This window comes from Sporosarcina sp. Y1011 (assembly GCF_057669885.1).
Genome location: NZ_JBYHFP010000005.1, coordinates 128202 through 147048, shown reverse-complemented (window position 1 = coordinate 147048; position 18847 = coordinate 128202). Strand labels below are relative to the sequence as shown.

Sequence of the window (18847 nt, the reverse complement as noted above, 5' to 3'; positions counted from 1 at the left end):
CTTTCAATGATATGTGAAAATTGTAAAGAACGGCCCGCATCCGTCAGCATCACTCAAGAAAGCGTGGTCGGATCCATGGAACATCATTTATGTGAGAAGTGCGCCTTCCAATCACATACATTAATCTTTGATCCTAATCAGGAACCGCTGTCGATTCAACAGTTTCTATCGCACTGGTTCAGCGGTTCAGAATCATTCCAGGAACAACAGCCGGCAAGAGGGGAACAGTTGACAGGACCTGAATGTCCTTCATGCGGTTTGACGTTCCCGAAATTTCTCGATATCGGGAAGTTTGGCTGTGCGGCCTGTTACGACACGTTCCGTGAAAGCCTTCCATATGTTTTTGGGAAACTGCACAACGGACGTTCATCACATACGGGTAAAATCCCAGTGTCTTTTAATGAGCTATATGCCGTTAAAAAGAAGATTGATGAGATTCGGGTCAAAATGAAAGATGCTGTAGAAGCCGAACGTTTTGAAGAAGCAGCAGAATTACGTGACGAAGCGAATACACTCAAGCAACACCTTTCACATGGAGGTGAAGAAAACGATGTCAATTGAAAAGTTCATGCGTAATGCGGTAACCACCTGGATGACAGCTTATGGAGAAAACTCAGATATCGTGTTGTCTACGCGGGTTCGGCTTGCACGTAATTTAACAGGCTATCGTTTTCCAATCGCCATCACGGAAGAAGAGGCTATGGCGGTTGACAGGGCGGTTACAGGCGTCTTGCTTGATGCTGTAGAAAACGGGTATACCTACACCAAGATGTCGGAACTTCCAGCACTGGAACGACAAGTGCTCGTTGAGAAGCATTTAATCAGTCCGCAACTTGCATCACCTAATAGGCACGGGGCTGTCTTGCTTTCGGATGATGAGACGGTGAGTGTCATGGTCAATGAAGAAGACCATATTCGGATCCAATGCATCTGTCCAGGGCTTCAGCTGGAGGATGCATACAAACAGGCAGACCAAGTAGATGATTATTTGGAAAAAGAACTACCATACGCGTTTGATGAGGATTTCGGTTTTTTGACAAGTTGTCCGTCAAATACGGGAACCGGCATGCGCGCATCAGTCATGATGCATTTGCCGGCACTTACCATTACCAAACAGATCGAACGTATTATTCCGGCTATTTCGCGACTTGGCATGATTGTCCGTGGAAGTTATGGAGAGGGAAGCGAAGCGCCAGGCAATATCTATCAAGTGTCAAATCAGACAACGCTTGGTAAAACGGAGCAGGAGATATTGGAAGACCTCAGGAACATTACATCTCGCCTGATTGCTCATGAACGGAAGTCACGGGAGTTGTTACTTGCAAAGTCACGGATTTCACTTGAGAACAGGCTATTTCGTTCGCTCGGAACAATCAGCTATGCACGTCTGTTACCGTCAGGAGAAGCCGCTCGATGTCTGTCCGACGTTAGGCTCGGAATCGATTTAGGTATTATCCAGGACGTTGATGTGTCGATCTTAAATGAGTTGATGATATTTATGCAACCGGGTTTTTTGCAGCAATATGCAAGTACGGAGTTATCCCAGGAAGAACGGGATATCTTCAGGGCAAAATTGTTCCGCGAACGGCTTAACGTGGAAAGAACAGTGCCGCCGGTTGAAAAAGAAGCGGAAGAGTGAGCAACTATTTTGCACATTATCTAAGGTTTCTGTATAGTCAGGTCAAAGATAGTCAAAGTCAATTTCTCTAATAAAGGAGTTCTGACGTTACCAGTTGAATACGTATAATTAGGATGGTTGTTTTATCGCTCCATTCTAATATTTATAATTCAATTGAGTAATGTACGAGTATTTGGGGAATTGATTGTATATATATAGATAGAAGGAGAGGACTGATTATGATGTTTAACCGATTTACACAGCGTGCACAGAAAGTATTGCAACTTGCACAGGAAGAGGCAATTCGAATGAAACACGAGTCCATCGGCACAGAACATATTTTGCTAGGGCTAATCCGTGAAGGCGGGGGTATTGCCGCGAAAGCACTTGAAGCGATTGGTGTGAACTTTGAAACAATCGTACAAGGCGTGGAAAAACTTGTCGGAGCCGGAACAAAGGATGTCGGTCCCATCGTTCACTACACACCTAGAGCAAAAAAAGTTATTGAATTATCCGTAGATGAATCACGCAAACTTGGCCATTCCTATATCGGTACGGAACATATTTTGCTTGCACTTATTCGTGAAGGTGAAGGCGTTGCAGCGCGAGTATTGAATAATTCCGGCGTTAGCTTGAACAAAGCGCGTCAGCAAGTACTTCAACTGCTGGGAAGCAATGACAGTTCAGCAACAGGTCAAGGGGTCTCTAATTCTGCCGCAACACCAACGTTAGATAGTTTGGCACGTGATTTAACAGAAGTGGCACGTGAAGGCTTGCTAGATCCGGTTATCGGACGTAGCAAAGAAATCACACGTGTTATTGAAGTATTGGCACGCCGGACGAAAAACAATCCGGTACTAATCGGTGAACCGGGTGTCGGTAAGACAGCAATTGCGGAAGGGCTTGCGCAGCAAGTCATTAACAACGAAGTACCTGAAATCCTTCGCGACAAGCGTGTTATGACGCTTGATATGGGAACTGTTGTCGCAGGTACGAAATACCGTGGTGAATTTGAAGATCGCATGAAAAAAGTAATGGAAGAGATTCGCCAGGCAGGCAATATCATCCTGTTCATCGATGAATTGCATACATTAATTGGAGCAGGAGGAGCGGAAGGTGCAATCGATGCATCTAATATCCTGAAACCGTCGCTCGCACGCGGTGAATTACAATGTATTGGTGCAACGACACTGGACGAATACCGTAAATATATTGAAAAAGATGCAGCGCTTGAACGACGTTTCCAACCGATTCAAGTCGATGAGCCAACTGTTGATGAAACAATCCAGATTCTATACGGATTGCGTGACCGTTATGAAGCGCATCACCGTGTGAAAATTACGGATGCCTCAATTGAAGCGGCTGCAAAAATGTCGGATCGCTATATTTCCGACAGATTCCTTCCGGATAAAGCAATTGACTTAATTGACGAAGCGGGCTCGAAGGTTCGCCTACGTTCATATACAACACCACCGAACTTGAAAGAGCTCGAATCGAAACTAGAAGCAATTCGTTCTGAGAAGAATGCGGCTGTACAAAGTCAAGAATTCGAAAAAGCAGCATCTTTCCGTGATAAAGAACAGAAGATGAAAGAAGAACTTGAAACAACGAAAACTGACTGGAAAGAAAAGCAAGGTCAAAAGGAATCCGAAGTAACAGTTGAAGATATCGCTGAAGTTGTAGCGATGTGGACGGGAATACCTGTCTCTAAAATTGCAGAAGCGGAATCCGCCAAATTGCTCAATATGGAAGAAATGCTCCATGAACGTGTTATCGGTCAAGGTGAAGCAGTTACAGCTATTTCCCGGGCAATACGCCGAGCGCGTGCAGGTTTGAAAGATCCTAAGCGTCCAATCGGTTCGTTCATATTCCTCGGTCCTACAGGTGTCGGGAAGACGGAACTTGCAAGAGCGCTTGCAGAAGTCATGTTCGGTGACGAAGACGCAATGATCCGCGTCGACATGTCCGAGTATATGGAAAAACATTCGACATCACGACTTGTCGGTTCACCTCCAGGTTATGTAGGCTATGAAGAAGGCGGACAGTTAACAGAGAAAGTTCGACGTAAACCCTACTCAGTAGTCCTGTTGGATGAAATCGAAAAAGCGCACCCGGATGTATTTAACATACTACTGCAAGTACTGGAAGATGGAAGATTGACGGATTCAAAAGGACGCACAGTCGATTTCCGTAATACGGTTATTATTATGACGTCCAACGTAGGTGCACAAGAACTCAGGAAAAATCGTTATGTGGGCTTCAATATTGGAGACGCAGGACGTGATTACGAAGGCATGAAGTCGGCGATGCTTGAAGAGTTGAAGAAAGCTTTCCGTCCAGAGTTCCTAAATCGTGTCGATGAAATGATTGTTTTCCATTCTCTTGAAAAAGATCATTTGCGTGAAATCGTCACACTTATGTCTAATGAGTTGACTAAACGTCTTGTCGAACAAGATATCGAGCTTGCATTAACGGATGCTGCGAAATTGAAAATTGTTGACGCGGGTTACGACCCTGAGTACGGTGCTCGACCACTGCGCCGTGCCCTCCAGAAACACGTCGAAGACCGGTTGTCCGAGGAACTTTTAAAAGGTACAGTCCTCGTAGGTGGTAAAGTACTCGTCGATGTGGTGAATGATGAGTTTGTCGTCAAGGTTGGCAAAGATGCCGAACAAACAGAGGTCGCAGAAAAAGAAGTAGTAATCGAAAAATAAAGAGTGAATTGGAGAGCCCATCCTTAACCCGCTGTTTTGGGGGAAGATGGGCTGTCCTTTTCGTATTTGGAGGATTCCATGGCTAAAAGAAAGGTAAAATTCATGTGTAAGTCATGTGGATATGAATCGCCGAAGTGGATGGGCCGCTGTCCGGGGTGTGGTGAGTGGAACATGATGGAAGAAGAAGTTGAAGCTGCTGTCCAAAAAGGTCCGCGCGGCGCATTTCAGCATACGGATACAGTTCGTCACAAGGCGCTACCAATCAGTTCGATTGAAATGGTTGAGGAACCAAGAATCGCAACGGATCTTGAAGAGTTTAACCGCGTTCTAGGTGGTGGAATTGTCCCTGGTTCACTCATACTTATCGGTGGGGATCCGGGTATCGGAAAGTCGACACTCCTACTACAAGTATCGTCTCTCTTGGCGAATAAAGGGCAGCGTGTTCTTTACATTTCAGGGGAGGAATCAATTCGCCAAACAAAGTTACGTGCCGAGCGGTTAGGCGTAAAGTCTGACGAACTCTATATTTATGCAGAAACGGATCTTGGGTTGATTCACGAAACGATTGCAGATGTGAAACCTACATTTGTCGTTGTGGACTCAATCCAGACCGTTCATCATCCAGAAGTAGCGTCTGCGCCTGGAAGCGTATCTCAAGTACGCGAATGTACGGCTCAACTGATGCGCATCGCAAAGACGCAAAACATTGCTATTTTCCTCGTTGGCCACGTGACGAAAGACGGGCAGATAGCCGGTCCGCGACTGCTTGAGCATATGGTCGATACCGTACTCTACTTCGAAGGGGAGCGTCATCATACGTACCGGATTTTACGCAGTGTAAAAAACCGGTTTGGTTCTACAAATGAAATTGCCATATTTGAAATGTTGCAGGAGGGTTTAAAAGAAGTACTAAATCCATCCGAGCTGTTCCTTCGGGAAAGATCTCAAGGAGGGGCTGGCTCAACAGTCGTCGCATCTATGGAAGGAACAAGACCGATTCTTGTGGAAATCCAAGCGCTCGTGACGCCTTCAAGCTTTAATTACCCGAAGCGCATGGCAACAGGGCTCGACCAAAACCGTGTCCAATTGCTGATGGCTGTACTTGAGAAACGTATGGGGATGCTCCTGCAAGCACAGGATGCATATATTAAAGTAGCGGGTGGGGTGAAGCTGGATGAACCGGCGATTGACCTAGCTGTACTCGTTAGCATCGTCTCCAGCTACCGCGACGTAGCGGCAGGGCTATCCGACTGCTTTATTGGCGAAGTTGGCTTAACGGGGGAAGTACGCCGGGTATCCAGGGTCGAACAGCGCGTATCGGAAGCAGCAAAACTTGGTTTCGAACGCGCAATCATTCCTGAATCGAACCTTGGCGGCTGGGATTACCCGAAAGGCATCCGTGTGATAGGTGTAGAAACAGTCAGTGATGCATTGAAAATCGCTTTCACAGATTGAATGAAGGACAGGGCTGTAATTATGGCAGTTCTGTCACTTCTCTTTTGAAATAAACGGAAAAAGAGAAACTTTCAATTGTCCTAAAGAGTCCTATTACAACAGAGGTGAGAGCTACTCCTGCCTATGCTTATCAAAGCGTTTTGGCGTGAAAACATGTATAATTAATAACTGAAGGAGGTGGTTCATATGTTGAAAAAAGTAGTTCAAGTTACATTCCTGCTTATTGGAGGAACACTGGGTGTATTATTTTTACCGCATTTATTCGCCTTATTTTCTTTCTCCCAGAGTCTATGGATTGATAATCCATACGTTTCCGCAATCCTTGGAGCAGCAATTTTTTACGTGCTCGGTCTTTTCTTAGTGGAACCAATTGTCAATTTCATCAAATGGATGGAAGAACTTTTACTGAAAGCACCAGTTTTTGATTTAATATTTGGTACAATCGGCCTCGTCGTGGGTTTAAGTGTCGCGTTCCTTGTCAGTTTTGGTTTGGGCAGTATCCAAATACCAATCATTACATCGGTTCTTCCGATTCTATTATCAATCATTCTCGGCTATTTAGGTTTTCAGGTTGGGTTTAAGAAGCGGGAAGAAATTATCAATACGCTACAATCTACAAAGAACAGTGGACTCAAAAAGAAAGAAGTGGAGGATGCATCCACTCAAACAAAAGGGAAGCACTACAAGATATTGGATACCAGCGTTATTATAGATGGTCGGATTGCTGATATTTCGGAGACAGGTTTTCTCGAAGGTGTGTTAGTTGTGCCCCAGTTCGTATTAACAGAGCTTCAGCATATTGCGGATTCTTCAGACACGTTAAAACGGACGAAAGGCAGACGCGGACTTGACGTATTGAAGCGCATGCAAAACGATGACGGTCCATCTATTCAAATTACTGACGAAGATTTCGCTGGTGTTCCCGAAGTCGATATGAAGCTTGTGCATTTGGCTAAGAGTATGGGTGGACTCGTAGTAACAAACGATTTCAATTTGAATAAAGTCGCAGATTTGCACGGTGTTTCAGTTCTAAACATCAACGATCTTGCGAATGCGGTGAAGCCGGTTGTTATTCCGGGTGAAGACATGCATGTCGTGATTGTTAAAGACGGTAAAGAACAGAACCAGGGTGTTGCCTACTTGGATGACGGTACAATGATTGTCGTTGAAGATGGGAAATTCCATATTGGTAATGCCATCGATGTCGTTGTAACAAGTGTGTTGCAGACGTCGGCGGGAAGAATGATTTTTGCTAAATTGAAAAGTGGTAAACCTTAAAAACTAAATTGAGCATGACGAACTCATAAAAAAGGGATGGAAATCGTGAACTATACAGTGATGATGCCGGCAGCCGGAAGTGGTCAACGGATGGATGCCGGATTCAATAAATTATTTTTGAAACTGGATGATAAACCAATTCTTATCCATACACTACAAGTGTTTGAAGGAGATCCGGCGTGTGTTGGGGTTATTCTTGCTGTAAAGCCTGAAGAGCGTGCTCAAATTCAATCCATGCTCGACCAATTCGCTATTAACAAAGTTACAGCTTTAGTAGATGGTGGGGGGGAGCGGCAAGACAGTGTAGCGGCATGTATCCGTGCACATGACGGGGGTGGTATTGTCCTCGTTCATGATGCTGCCAGGCCATTTATCCGACATAGCGTTATTAATGAGCTTGTCAAAGTAGCGGAGAAGCACGGGGCGGCGATTGCTGGCGTACGGGCAAAAGATACAATGAAGTATGTTGAATTGGGTGTTGTCGAAGGCACAGTGGATCGTGAGAAGTTGTGGGTCATTCAGACTCCCCAGGCATTCCGCTATGAGTTGCTGAAACTGGCATCCGAACAAGCACAAGCAGAGGGTTTTCTAGGCACGGATGAATCGATGCTCGTCGAACGCCTTGGCGAACCGATACTTATTGTAGAAAGTACCTATGATAATGTGAAGATGACAACGCAAGAGGACCTTGTTTTTGGAGAGGTTTTATTGAAAAAAAGTAGGAGGTTTTTTAAATGATTAGAGTAGGACAAGGTTTTGATGTGCATAAGTTTGAAACGGGGCGTCCGCTTATCATCGGTGGTGTTCTAATTCCGCATGACAGAGGGCTGACAGGTCATTCTGATGCGGATGTACTTCTACATACAATTACCGATGCAGCGCTTGGTGCAATTGGTGAAGGGGATATCGGAAGGCATTTTCCGGATACGGATGCGGAATTTAAAGACGCTGATTCGGCAGTGTTGTTAGAAAAGATTTGGACACTTGTAGAAGAAAAAGGTTATAAACTCGGCAACATTGACTGTACGATTATTGCACAAAAGCCGAAAATGGCTCCGTATATTGAAGTAATCCAAAAACGTGTCGCAGACTTGCTGAAAGCAGATGTAACACAAGTGAATGTCAAAGCGACGACAACAGAACAATTAGGGTTCACTGGACGCGAGGAAGGAATTGCTTCTATGGCAACAATTCTGCTCGTTAAGGCATAACACCTTTTAAACGGTCGAGGCAAGTGGTAAAATAACAAACAGTAATGAAATCAGATCGGGGAGAGATTCATATGACTTCAGAAGTACGCGTACGCTATGCGCCAAGTCCAACCGGCCATCTACATATCGGCGGAGCACGCACAGCATTATTCAATTACCTATTCGCACGTCACCATGGTGGTAAATTCATCGTACGAATTGAGGACACCGACATTGAACGTAATATCGAAGCGGGAGAACTTTCCCAGCTTGAAAACTTGAAGTGGTTAGGTATCGATTATGATGAGTCGGTTGATATCGGAGGTCCATACGCTCCTTATCGTCAAATGGAACGTCTCGATCTTTACACGAAATACGGTCAGGAAGTATTGGAAAAAGGTCATGCTTACAAATGCTTCTGTACATCTGAAGAACTGGAAATAGAGCGTGAAGCGCAGAAGACGGCAGGAATCGCTGCTCCAATGTACGGCGGTAAATGCCGGAATCTGAGTGCAGAAGAAGTAGCGGAAAAAGAAGCTACTGGACTTTCATATACAATTCGTATGCGTGTACCGAAAGACAAAACGTATAAAGTGGAAGACCTTGTCCGAGGCACAGTGACATTCGAGTCGAAAGATGTAGGCGACTGGGTTCTTGTGAAAGCAAATGGTATTCCAACTTACAACTTTGCGGTTGTTATCGATGATCATTTAATGAAAATTTCCCACGTATTCCGTGGCGAAGAGCATTTAACAAATACGCCGAAACAACTGATGGTGTCTGATGTCTTCGGTTGGTCGTATCCAGAATTCGGTCATATGACGTTAATTGTCAATGAGGATCGAAAAAAACTTTCTAAACGTGATGAATCGATTATTCAATTCATTTCGCAGTATAAAGACCTTGGGTATTTACCTGACGCTATGTTCAACTTCTTCGCACTGCTAGGCTGGTCTCCAGGTGGAGAAGAGGAGATATTCACGCACGAAGAATTAATCAAGATGTTTGACGTAAGCCGTCTTTCTAAATCTCCCTCCATGTTCGATAAGCAAAAATTGACGTGGACGAACAATCAATACGTGAAAAAGATGAGCCTTGAAGAAGTGGTCGAATTTGCATTGCCATACCTTCAAGATGCAGGTCTTCTCAATAAAGAGATGACTGAATCGGAAACCGCATGGGCTCGCGATTTGATCGCTCTCTATCAGGATCAGTTGAGCTTCGGAGCAGAAATTGTTGAATTATCTGCCCAGTTTTTCGACCACGAGATTGAATATGATGAAGAATCTACGGAAGTACTTGCTGGAGAACAGGTGCCTGAGGTGATGGCTTCCTTTAAAGAAAAGCTAGAAGCACTTGAGACATTTGATGCGCCATCTATCAAAGACGCCATCAAAGCAGTCCAAAAGGAAACAGGCCACAAAGGTAAAAACTTGTTCATGCCAATCCGTGTTGTAACAACGGGTCAAATGCATGGCCCAGAATTGCAGGCATCCATTGCATTGATTGGGAAAGAAAAGTCGATTGAACGTGTGGCTAAATTCGCAAAACAATAACATTGACTTTCCTCTTTTGAAATGTACAATTAAATTAATTACGTAAACCTATGAAAAGGATTAAGTACACAATGCAAGCTCTTCAGAGAGGATCATCACCGGCTGTAAATGATCCGTGCCTCTGCGTTGTGGAAATGCCCCTTAGAGTGCCGTGCCGAAAGTAAGTAGGCCGGACGCATCGCCGGCGTTATAGGCGTCAAGCGGGAAGGCCAACACCTTCCAAGCGGAGTGGAACCGCGCATTCAATGCGTCTCTGTCATTTATTTGACGGGGACGTATTTTTTTGTTTGAAAAGCGAAAGCGGCCGCTTAGATGCGACAGGCATAAGACGGACCTGCGGAGCGGAGCACTTTTCCCGGGAAGGATGCAGTTCAATCCTTCCTAGCAGGGCTGGCTTATGACCCTAGCATCTGGCGCAGTAGCTAGACAAGAAAAGCGGAGGCGGCCGCATAGCCAGGTCGGCTAATGACCCGAGCATCTGGCCGCAATAGCTAGACACTGAGTTAAGGGGAGTGAACGAGTTGTTTCGCAGAATGAAAGAAGATGTTCAATGCATATTTGAACAAGATCCAGCAGCACGTAATGTTTTTGAAGTTATTCTAACTTATTCTGGCCTGCACGCGTTATGGTCTCACCGAATTGCACATGCTCTATTTAAAAAGAAACTGTTATTTCTGGCTCGTGTTGTCTCACAGATTAGCCGGTTTTTCACAGGTATAGAAATTCATCCGGGTGCTAAAATCGGGCGCAGGTTTTTCATAGACCATGGTATGGGAGTTGTTATTGGGGAAACTTGTGAAATAGGCAACGATGTTACGATTTATCAAGGCGTGACCCTCGGTGGAACGGGTAAAGAAAGTGGAAAGCGGCATCCTACACTCCATGACAATGTACTTGTTGCCTCTGGCGCGAAAGTACTGGGTTCCATCATAATCGGTGAGGGTAGCAAAGTAGGAGCAGGTTCAGTCGTGTTGAAAGACGTCCCACCCGAGTCGACAGTTGTGGGAATTCCCGGGAAAGTCGTCGTTGCGAACGGTGTACGTGTCAAGAGCAAGCATGATCACCGCGATATGCCGGATCCAGTGGCGGATCGATGTGAGATGCTTGAAAATGAGGTCGAGTACTTGAAGAACAGGCTTGAACAACTAGAGGATTCCAAAGTGAAGGATGGGAAATTATCATGACTATTCAAATCTATAACACACTGACGCGTAAGAAAGAACCTTTCATTCCAATAGAAGAAGGCAAAGTGAAGATGTATGTGTGCGGTCCAACTGTTTACAACTACATCCACATTGGTAATGCACGACCGGTTATCGTATTCGACACAGTTCGACGCTATTTTGACTATCGGGGATATGAAGTGAAGTACGTTTCGAATTTCACGGACGTCGACGACAAAATTATCAAAACGGCAAATGAACTTGGGGAAGAAGTTGGAGAACTGACAGAGCGCTTCATCAACGCTTACTTTGAAGATGTCACTGCACTCGGTTGTGGAAAAGCAGACGTTCATCCTCGTGTGACAGATCACATTGAGGATGTCGTGGATTTTGTAAAAGTTTTAGTCGATAAAGACTATGCCTACGAATCACAGGGGGATGTTTATTTCCGTACACAGAAATTTGAAGGCTACGGGAAATTGTCCCATCAATCGACAGATGAACTGAAAATTGGAGCGCGTATTGAGCAAGGGAACAAGAAAGACAATCCACTTGATTTCGTACTTTGGAAAGCGGCTAAGTCTGGTGAGGTTTCATGGGAAAGTCCGTGGGGATTAGGACGTCCGGGATGGCATATCGAATGTTCGGTAATGGCTAGAGAGCACCTCGGAGATACGATCGACATTCACGCGGGCGGGCAGGATCTAACATTCCCACATCATGAGAACGAAATTGCTCAATCCGAATCAATGACAGGTAAGCAGTTTGCGCGTTATTGGATGCACAATGGCTACATTAATATTGATAATGAAAAAATGTCCAAATCACTTGGGAATTTCGTTCTTGTGAATGATATCCGCAAGCAGATTGACCCGAAAGTGCTTCGGTTCTTTATGTTATCCGTGCATTACAGACATCCAGTCAACTTCTCGGAGGAACTTGTCATCAGTGCACAGAACGGTTTGGAACGAATTCAGACTGCATACAACAACTTGAAACACCGTCTTGCTGCATCTGCAGATCTCGGTGATCAGGCAGATATTTGGAATCATAAAGTGGATGAAATCAAAACAACATTTGAAATTGCTATGGATGATGATTTCAATACTGCAAATGCAATTGCATCCATATTTGAATTAGCGAAGCTTGCTAACGTCTATTTATTGGAGAAAAATACCCAAACTGAAGTACTTAAGCATTTCATTGACACGTTTGATGGTTTGATGGCAGTTCTCGGATTGCCGTTTGATGAGGAAGTAGGCCTTTTAGATGGAGACATCGACGTGTTAATCGAAGAGCGTTTGGAAGCGCGCCGTAATCGTGATTTTAATCGTTCAGATGAAATCCGCGATCAACTGAAAGAACAAGGAATTCTCTTGGAAGATACTGCACAGGGCACTCGCTGGAAAAGAGGGTGACCCGCTTGTATAATTTGCGTGATATAGATGTTAAACAAATAAAGGCTTTGGCCCTTGCTTACATGGGAGATGCGGTTTACGAACAAGCAATTCGGGAGCATCTCCTTCGTTCAGGGCGCGTAAAGCCGAATATACTGCATAGGGAAGCGACGCACTATGTATCCGCTAAATCGCAGGCAGCTACACTGAAGATGATGCAGGAATCAGGGTTTTTAACAGAAGAAGAAGAGGCAATCATGAGACGCGGTCGTAATGCGAAGTCCGGTTCAGTACCGAAAAACACCGATGTAATAACGTATAATTACAGTTCAGGATTTGAAGCGGTCATTGGTTATCTACATTTACTAGGAAGAACAGAGCGAGTCCAAGAATATATCGGTGAGGCAATCAGATTCATCGAACTAACGAAGGAGGAAGGATCAAAATGAATGAGTATGAAAATGGAAATGAGAATGACATTGAATCCGAGCTAATCGGTGGAAAAAATCCGATTGTTGAAGCGCTACGCTCAGGTAGAGAGTTGAATAAAATTTGGGTTGCCGAAGGCCTTAACATGAAAAGTATCGGGGAAATTCTGTCGCTTGCGAAAAAAGCAGGGATTATCGTACAGGCAGTACCTAAACAAAAACTGGATGGCTTACTCGATATTAATCACCAAGGAATTGTCGCTTCTGTAGCGGCTTACGAATACGCTGAACTCGAAGACCTTTTCACGGTCGCGACCGAACGTGGGGAAGACCCGCTATTCCTTATACTTGATGAACTCGAAGATCCTCACAATCTAGGCTCGATATTGCGGACTGCGGATGCGTCTGGCGTGCACGGTGTTATTATACCGAAGCGTCGTGCTGTAGGATTGACAGGCGTTGTAGCGAAGTCATCAACAGGTGCAATCGAACATATTCCGGTTGTGCGTGTGAATAATTTATCACAGACAGTTGAAGAGTTAAAAAAGAGGGGTGTCTGGATAGCGGGAACGGATGCTAGTAAATCAGTGGATTATAGACTGATGGACGCAACACTCCCACTGGCTGTTATTATCGGCAGTGAAGGGAAGGGAATGTCTCGAATTTTAAAAGAGAAATGTGATTTCCTTTATCATTTGCCAATGATCGGCCATGTTACTTCTTTGAACGCTTCGGTAGCAGCGTCCCTTCTCATGTACGAGGTACTGCGTAAACGTCAACCGCTTAAGTCCGACAGATGAAAACAGATATACTCCTGGTCGACGGCTACAATATCATCGGCGCGTGGGAGGAACTGGGTGGGATGAAGCGTAAAAAACTGGCGGATGCACGTGACCGGCTGATTGAACGGATGGCGGAATACAGGGCGCATACCGGCTGGCGTGTCATTATCGTCTTCGATGCGCATCTTGTACCGGGTGTAGAAAAAAGGAAAGTGCTTAATAATGTTGAAATTGTCTTTACAAGGAAAAATGAAACTGCCGATGAAAGAATTGAAAAACTTGTCACTGAACTGAGTGGCAGGCGTGTACAAATTCATGTGGCCACATCAGATTTAACAGAACAATGGGTCATTTTTGCGCATGGAGCTCTGAGAAAGTCGGCAAGAGAACTTGAACTAGAGATGAATGAAATAGATCAATTGATTTCGACAAAAGTAAAGACTATCCAGAAACAACAGCCGCTTTCCAAGATAACTTTAACTGATGAAGTTGCGGAAATATTTGAAAAATGGCGCCGTGGAATGAAGTGAACGGTTGACGTAAATTTTTCCAATACTGTATACTAGTTAAATAGTATTGATAACGAACCGGGGTGATCCACGTGTTGAAGCAAACTTACGCAGAAGGTAACATACCGAATTTTCACGGGTTATCCGATGGGGAAATCATTGTTATTATCCACGAAGGCAACACGGATGCTCTCAATTTCCTTATTAAAAAGTATCAATCGTTTGTCAGATTGAAAGCGCGTTCCTATTTCCTTATTGGTGGAGACCGAGAGGATATTATTCAAGAAGGCATGATTGGTCTATACAAAGCAATTCGTGACTTTAAAGAGGATAGGTTAAGTTCGTTCAAAGCCTTTGCGGAGCTATGCATCACTCGTCAAATCATTACCGCTATCAAAACGGCGACCAGACAGAAACACATCCCTTTAAATACATCGATTTCATTAGATAAACCTGTATTTGACGAAGAATCCGAACGGACATTGCTCGACGTGATTGCAGGTCCGGTGTTGGATGATCCTGAAGGGCTTATGATTCATAAAGAAGATTTTATCCAGATGGAAGATGAAATGAACAAAGTATTAAGTAGTCTTGAAAAACAAGTGCTAGCACTTTACTTGGATGGACAATCTTATCAAGAAATTTCCGTAGAGCTAAACAGACAAGTTAAATCTGTAGATAATGCGCTCCAGCGGATTAAGCGTAAACTTGAGCGATATATGCAAGTTGATGCGGTCAACTAAAAAGCGATTTCCATCGTATTGACATCATGAATTATAGGTGGTACTCTTTAGCAAGACTATGAAAAGATGTTCAGAAAGCCTGGGGACATAAGACTTCGATGTTTTTTGCCAGCATTTATCTCCGTTCCCTGCGTAGTTAAAAATGCGCTACCCGGCTCCATTCGGACAAGAACTATGAGTCGAAAAGGGTGAGGGAATGTCTAAGAAAATTATTTTAAGTTGCGACAAATGCGGGTCACGGAACTATACCGTGCCAGCACGTAGCGATAAGCCAACGGAACGTTTGACGCTTAAGAAGTTTTGCAGCAATTGCAATGCACATACATTGCACAAACAGACGGCATAAAGCAGGATCATACTTAATATTCGGAGGGTTACGGTATAATGAGCAAGTTAAGTGGTTTTTTAAAAGACGTTGTCTCGGAAATGAGAAAAGTAAGCTGGCCGAAACGTAAAGAATTGACTCGTTACACAATCGTAGTCCTTTCTACAGTCGTCTTCATGGCGATATATTTCGGAATTCTTGACCTTGGTATTTCACGAGTTCTAGAATGGTATATTGCATTATAAGAAGAAACATGAATAATCCCTTGAAAAATAGCCCGTCTGACAGGTTGAGCGGGTTTTTTCAATTGTCTAGGAAACAACCAGTGAATAAGTTATTAGATGGAGATTTAACATTTAGACCCCAACGCAAGGTAACGTATGATATAAATTATCGACGAATCTAAAGCGTTTACGCTTCTATATTATTTGCACGATAAAAGGAGGGACGGACGTACAGTCCTCGTCACTATGGATATGGAGAAAAATTGGTATGTCGTTCATACGTACTCCGGTTATGAAAACAAAGTGAAAGCCAATCTGGAAAAACGTGTTGAAACGATGGGCATGTCAGATAAAATATTCCGCGTTGTCATCCCGGAAGAAGAAGAAACAGATTTCAAAGATGGTAAAAAACGTGTTCTCCTCAAAAAGACATTCCCAGGATATGTCCTTGTCGAAATTATCATGACAGATGATTCTTGGTATGTTGTTCGGAATACACCTGGAGTTACAGGCTTCATCGGTTCATCTGGTGGAGGCGCTAAGCCGACACCGTTACTTCCAGAAGAAGTTGAGTTCATCCTCAAACAAATGGGCGTGAAAGAGCGTAAAGCAGAAATTGACTTTGCTCTCGGTGAAATGGTTGAAGTACTCGAAGGGCCATTCGCAAACTTCCAAGGTAAAGTAGAAGAAATCGATGAAGATAAAGGCAAAGTGAAAGTATCAGTGGATATGTTTGGACGAGAGACGAAAATGGAACTCGACTTCGAACAAGTTCAAAAATTATAATCGTATACTACTTGCGCAAAACGCGAAACAGTGGTATCATTTCAAAGGTCAGCCTATAATCAAGTGGTCTGAACGAACTATCAAATTCTACCGGCGCAAGTCGGCAGGCACATATGAGTGGGAGGGGCAACCCTATTACCACATCACGGACTTAAGGAGGTGTGTCTCGTGGCTAAAAAAGTCATTAAGGTTGTTAAATTGCAAATTCCTGCAGGGAAAGCGAATCCGGCTCCACCAGTTGGACCGGCGTTAGGACAAGCAGGTGTGAACATCATGGGATTCTGTAAAGAATTCAATGCGCGTACATCAGATCAAGCAGGTCTTATTATTCCTGTTGAAATCTCTGTATTCGAAGACCGTTCATTTACTTTCATTACTAAAACTCCACCGGCAGCAGTTTTGCTGAAGGTTGCAGCTAATCTTACAAAAGGTTCAGGTGAACCGAATAAAAAGAAAGTTGCTACTGTGAAACGTGATAAAGTTCGCGAAATAGCAGAACAAAAGATGGAAGATTTAAACGCGGCGTCAGTTGAAGCAGCGATGGCAATGGTTGAAGGTACTGCTCGCAGTATGGGAATCACGATCGAAGACTGATCATGATTTTATAAATCAATAGTTGTTTGTAGTGGGGGTTGCGCTTGTTCTCCGGAGCACGCAACCCTTATTCGTGGGAGGTTTAACCCGTTAAAACCACAATCGAGGAGGAAATATAAAATGGCTAAAAAAGGTAAAAAGTTCACAGAAGCTGTAAAGCTAGTTGAACACATGAAAGCGTATGACGCAAAAGAAGCAATCGCACTTGCAAAGCAAACTAGTACAGTTAACTTTGACGCGACTGTAGAAGTTGCATTCCGTCTAGGAATCGACACGCGTAAAAATGATCAACAAATCCGTGGGGCAGTTGTACTTCCAAACGGTACTGGTAAAACTCAACGTGTTCTCGTTTTCGCTAAAGGCGAAAAACTTAAAGAAGCTGAAGCTGCAGGTGCAGACTTTGCAGGGGATGCAGAATATATCGCTAAGATCCAATCAGGTTGGTTCGACTTTGACGTTATCGTTGCTACTCCAGACATGATGGGTGAAGTAGGGAAAATTGGTCGTGTTCTTGGACCTAAAGGACTTATGCCTAACCCGAAAACAGGTACAGTAACATTTGACGTAGCGAAAGCTGTAGCAGAAATCAAAGCAGGTAAAGTTGAATACCGTGCGGACAAAGCGGGAATCATTCACGCGCCAATCGGAAAAGTTTCATTCGACGATGCTAAACTTGAAGAAAACTTCAAAACTGTTTTTGAAACTGTTCAAAAAGCGAAACCTGCTTCTGCAAAAGGAACTTACATGAAGTCAGTTAACATCACGACTACAATGGGACCTTCTGTAAAAGTGGATCCTTCAAGCGTTTCAATCAACAAATAAATAATGTTGACAAACAGATAATCTTTTGATAAGATGAATTCTGTTGTGAATATAATCATTTGTACCGTAGACAGCAGGAGCGGCATGCCGCTTAAAACTTCCTGCCGAGGACAAGACGCTCTTTTTCTTTAAAAAGATGACGACTTTTCAGCCCTCAGTCTACTTCCGTAGATTGAGGGCTTTTCATTTCGGTATAAGTGACCCAAACTTTTTAGGAGGTGTCCAAATGAGCAAAGTATTAGAAGCCAAACAAGCAGTTGTTGGTGAAATTACGGATAAGTTGAAATCAGCAGCGTCCGTTGTTGTTGTTGACTACCGTGGTTTGACTGTAGGTCAAGTTACGGAACTTCGTAAACAACTTCGTGAAGCAGGTATTGACTTCAAAGTTTATAAAAACTCGATGTCACGCCGTGCTGCTGAAGCTGCAGGACTTGAAGGGTTGAACGAACACCTAACAGGACCGAACGCAATTGCATTTTCAAATGATGACGTCGTTGCTCCTGCAAAAATCCTTAACGATTTTGCAAAGAAAAACGAAAAGCTTGAAATTAAAGCTGGCGTAATCGAAGGTTTAGTTGCATCAGAAACTGACATTAAAGCATTGGCGGAACTTCCGTCACGCGATGGTCTACTTTCTATGCTACTCAGCGTACTTCAAGCTCCAATGCGCAACTTTGCGCTTGCAACAAAAGCTGTTGCAGAACAAAAAGAAGAACAAGGCGCATAATAACGCTGCCTGAAACAAACATTGCGGGTTAAATTCGATAAGTATATACTTGCGGGTACCTGACAAAACAACTACTAGGAGGAACATATAATGACTAAAGAAAACATTCTTGAAGCGATCAAAGAAATGACAGTACTTGAACTTAACGACCTTGTAAAAGCAATCGAAGAAGAGTTCGGCGTAACTGCTGCTGCACCTATGGCAATGGCAGGAGCTGGCGGCGGAGAAGCTGCTGCAGAGCAAACTGAATTCGACGTAATTCTTACTGCTGCTGGAGACCAAAAAATCAAAGTTATCAAAGCAGTTCGCGAAATCACTGGCCTAGGCTTGAAAGAAGCGAAAGCGGTTGTTGACGAAGCTCCAAAAGCAATCAAAGAAGCTGTTTCTAAAGAAGAAGCAGAAGAAATGAAAGCTAAACTTGAAGAAGTTGGCGCGTCAATCGAAGTTAAGTAATTTTTGAATAATGAAGAAAAGCTCGTCAGATATAGACGAGCTTTTCTTCGTTTTTTTATCTAGTCGGTAGTGGGAAATTACTA

Annotated in this window: 21 protein-coding genes and 1 other annotated feature; all 21 genes read left to right on the top strand. The window is 43.9% G+C overall.

Translation table 11 applies throughout. The features are described 5' to 3' along the window. Positions 1-6 precede the first annotated feature (6 nt). The 21 genes from AC25Y5_RS08715 to rplL all read left to right on the top strand — a co-directional run bounded on the left by AC25Y5_RS08715 (position 7) and on the right by rplL (position 18764). Entirely contained in the window at positions 7-561 is a 555-nt protein-coding gene (locus tag AC25Y5_RS08715; protein ID WP_488139928.1) for a UvrB/UvrC motif-containing protein, read from the top strand. Next, positions 551-1639: a protein-arginine kinase McsB gene (gene mcsB, locus AC25Y5_RS08710; RefSeq protein ID WP_488139927.1), complete on the top strand. Its 1089-nt coding sequence runs from the start codon at positions 551-553 to the stop codon at positions 1637-1639. Before AC25Y5_RS08715 ends, mcsB begins: the two co-directional genes overlap by 11 nt. Before the next feature lie 218 nt (positions 1640-1857). Further along, a complete protein-coding gene (locus AC25Y5_RS08705) occupies positions 1858-4332 on the top strand; it encodes an ATP-dependent Clp protease ATP-binding subunit (RefSeq protein WP_488139926.1) in 2475 nt (824 codons plus the stop codon). A gap of 78 nt (positions 4333-4410) precedes the next feature. After that, positions 4411-5787 (top strand): DNA repair protein RadA, encoded by a 1377-nt coding sequence (gene radA / locus AC25Y5_RS08700; RefSeq protein ID WP_488139925.1) that lies wholly within the window; start codon positions 4411-4413, stop codon positions 5785-5787. A 186-nt stretch (positions 5788-5973) separates the two neighbouring features. Further along, positions 5974-7065, top strand: coding sequence for a PIN/TRAM domain-containing protein (locus AC25Y5_RS08695; RefSeq protein WP_488139924.1), 1092 nt, complete (start codon positions 5974-5976; stop codon positions 7063-7065). A 45-nt stretch (positions 7066-7110) separates the two neighbouring features. Next, positions 7111-7803, top strand: a complete 693-nt coding sequence (ispD, locus tag AC25Y5_RS08690; RefSeq protein WP_488139923.1) for a 2-C-methyl-D-erythritol 4-phosphate cytidylyltransferase — start codon at positions 7111-7113, stop codon at positions 7801-7803. Then, positions 7800-8276 carry a 2-C-methyl-D-erythritol 2,4-cyclodiphosphate synthase gene (ispF, locus tag AC25Y5_RS08685; protein ID WP_482104735.1) on the top strand — a complete coding sequence of 159 codons (477 nt, stop codon included), beginning with the start codon at positions 7800-7802 and terminating at the stop codon, positions 8274-8276. Before ispD ends, ispF begins: the two co-directional genes overlap by 4 nt. A 71-nt stretch (positions 8277-8347) precedes the next feature. After that, complete coding sequence (gene gltX, locus AC25Y5_RS08680) at positions 8348-9811, top strand: glutamate--tRNA ligase (RefSeq protein ID WP_488139922.1); 1464 nt, start codon at positions 8348-8350, stop codon at positions 9809-9811. A 521-nt stretch (positions 9812-10332) separates the two neighbouring features. After that, positions 10333-10995: a serine O-acetyltransferase gene (cysE, locus tag AC25Y5_RS08675; protein ID WP_482101610.1), complete on the top strand. Its 663-nt coding sequence runs from the start codon at positions 10333-10335 to the stop codon at positions 10993-10995. Further along, positions 10992-12392: a cysteine--tRNA ligase gene (gene cysS, locus AC25Y5_RS08670; RefSeq protein WP_488139921.1), complete on the top strand. Its 1401-nt coding sequence runs from the start codon at positions 10992-10994 to the stop codon at positions 12390-12392. Before cysE ends, cysS begins: the two co-directional genes overlap by 4 nt. Then, a complete protein-coding gene (locus AC25Y5_RS08665; RefSeq protein WP_482104732.1) occupies positions 12389-12820 on the top strand; it encodes a Mini-ribonuclease 3 in 432 nt (143 codons plus the stop codon). The genes cysS and AC25Y5_RS08665 overlap by 4 nt, the downstream gene beginning before the upstream one ends. Further along, positions 12817-13599, top strand: coding sequence for a 23S rRNA (guanosine(2251)-2'-O)-methyltransferase RlmB (gene rlmB, locus AC25Y5_RS08660; protein WP_482101607.1), 783 nt, complete (start codon positions 12817-12819; stop codon positions 13597-13599). Before AC25Y5_RS08665 ends, rlmB begins: the two co-directional genes overlap by 4 nt. Continuing rightward, positions 13596-14111, top strand: a complete 516-nt coding sequence (locus AC25Y5_RS08655) for an NYN domain-containing protein (protein ID WP_488139920.1) — start codon at positions 13596-13598, stop codon at positions 14109-14111. The genes rlmB and AC25Y5_RS08655 overlap by 4 nt, the downstream gene beginning before the upstream one ends. A 74-nt stretch (positions 14112-14185) precedes the next feature. Beyond that, positions 14186-14833, top strand: a complete 648-nt coding sequence (sigH, locus tag AC25Y5_RS08650) for an RNA polymerase sporulation sigma factor SigH (RefSeq protein WP_482101605.1) — start codon at positions 14186-14188, stop codon at positions 14831-14833. 196 nt (positions 14834-15029) lie between these two features. Beyond that, positions 15030-15179, top strand: coding sequence for a 50S ribosomal protein L33 (gene rpmG, locus AC25Y5_RS08645; protein WP_482101604.1), 150 nt, complete (start codon positions 15030-15032; stop codon positions 15177-15179). Between the two features lie 38 nt (positions 15180-15217). Further along, positions 15218-15403, top strand: a complete 186-nt coding sequence (gene secE / locus AC25Y5_RS08640) for a preprotein translocase subunit SecE (protein WP_482101603.1) — start codon at positions 15218-15220, stop codon at positions 15401-15403. Positions 15404-15634: 231 nt separating this feature from the next. Then, on the top strand, positions 15635-16168 hold the full coding sequence (nusG, locus tag AC25Y5_RS08635; RefSeq protein WP_482101602.1) for a transcription termination/antitermination protein NusG: 534 nt from the start codon (positions 15635-15637) through the stop codon (positions 16166-16168). A 168-nt stretch (positions 16169-16336) separates the two neighbouring features. Next, positions 16337-16762, top strand: coding sequence for a 50S ribosomal protein L11 (gene rplK, locus AC25Y5_RS08630; RefSeq protein ID WP_482101601.1), 426 nt, complete (start codon positions 16337-16339; stop codon positions 16760-16762). A 120-nt stretch (positions 16763-16882) separates the two neighbouring features. Next, positions 16883-17584 carry a 50S ribosomal protein L1 gene (gene rplA, locus AC25Y5_RS08625; RefSeq protein ID WP_482101600.1) on the top strand — a complete coding sequence of 234 codons (702 nt, stop codon included), beginning with the start codon at positions 16883-16885 and terminating at the stop codon, positions 17582-17584. Between the two features lie 46 nt (positions 17585-17630). Next, positions 17631-17779, top strand: a sequence feature (ribosomal protein L10 leader region). A 31-nt stretch (positions 17780-17810) separates the two neighbouring features. Beyond that, entirely contained in the window at positions 17811-18311 is a 501-nt protein-coding gene (rplJ, locus tag AC25Y5_RS08620) for a 50S ribosomal protein L10 (RefSeq protein WP_482101599.1), read from the top strand. A 90-nt stretch (positions 18312-18401) separates the two neighbouring features. Next, a complete protein-coding gene (gene rplL / locus AC25Y5_RS08615; RefSeq protein WP_482101598.1) occupies positions 18402-18764 on the top strand; it encodes a 50S ribosomal protein L7/L12 in 363 nt (120 codons plus the stop codon). The last annotated feature ends 83 nt before the right edge of the window (positions 18765-18847 follow it).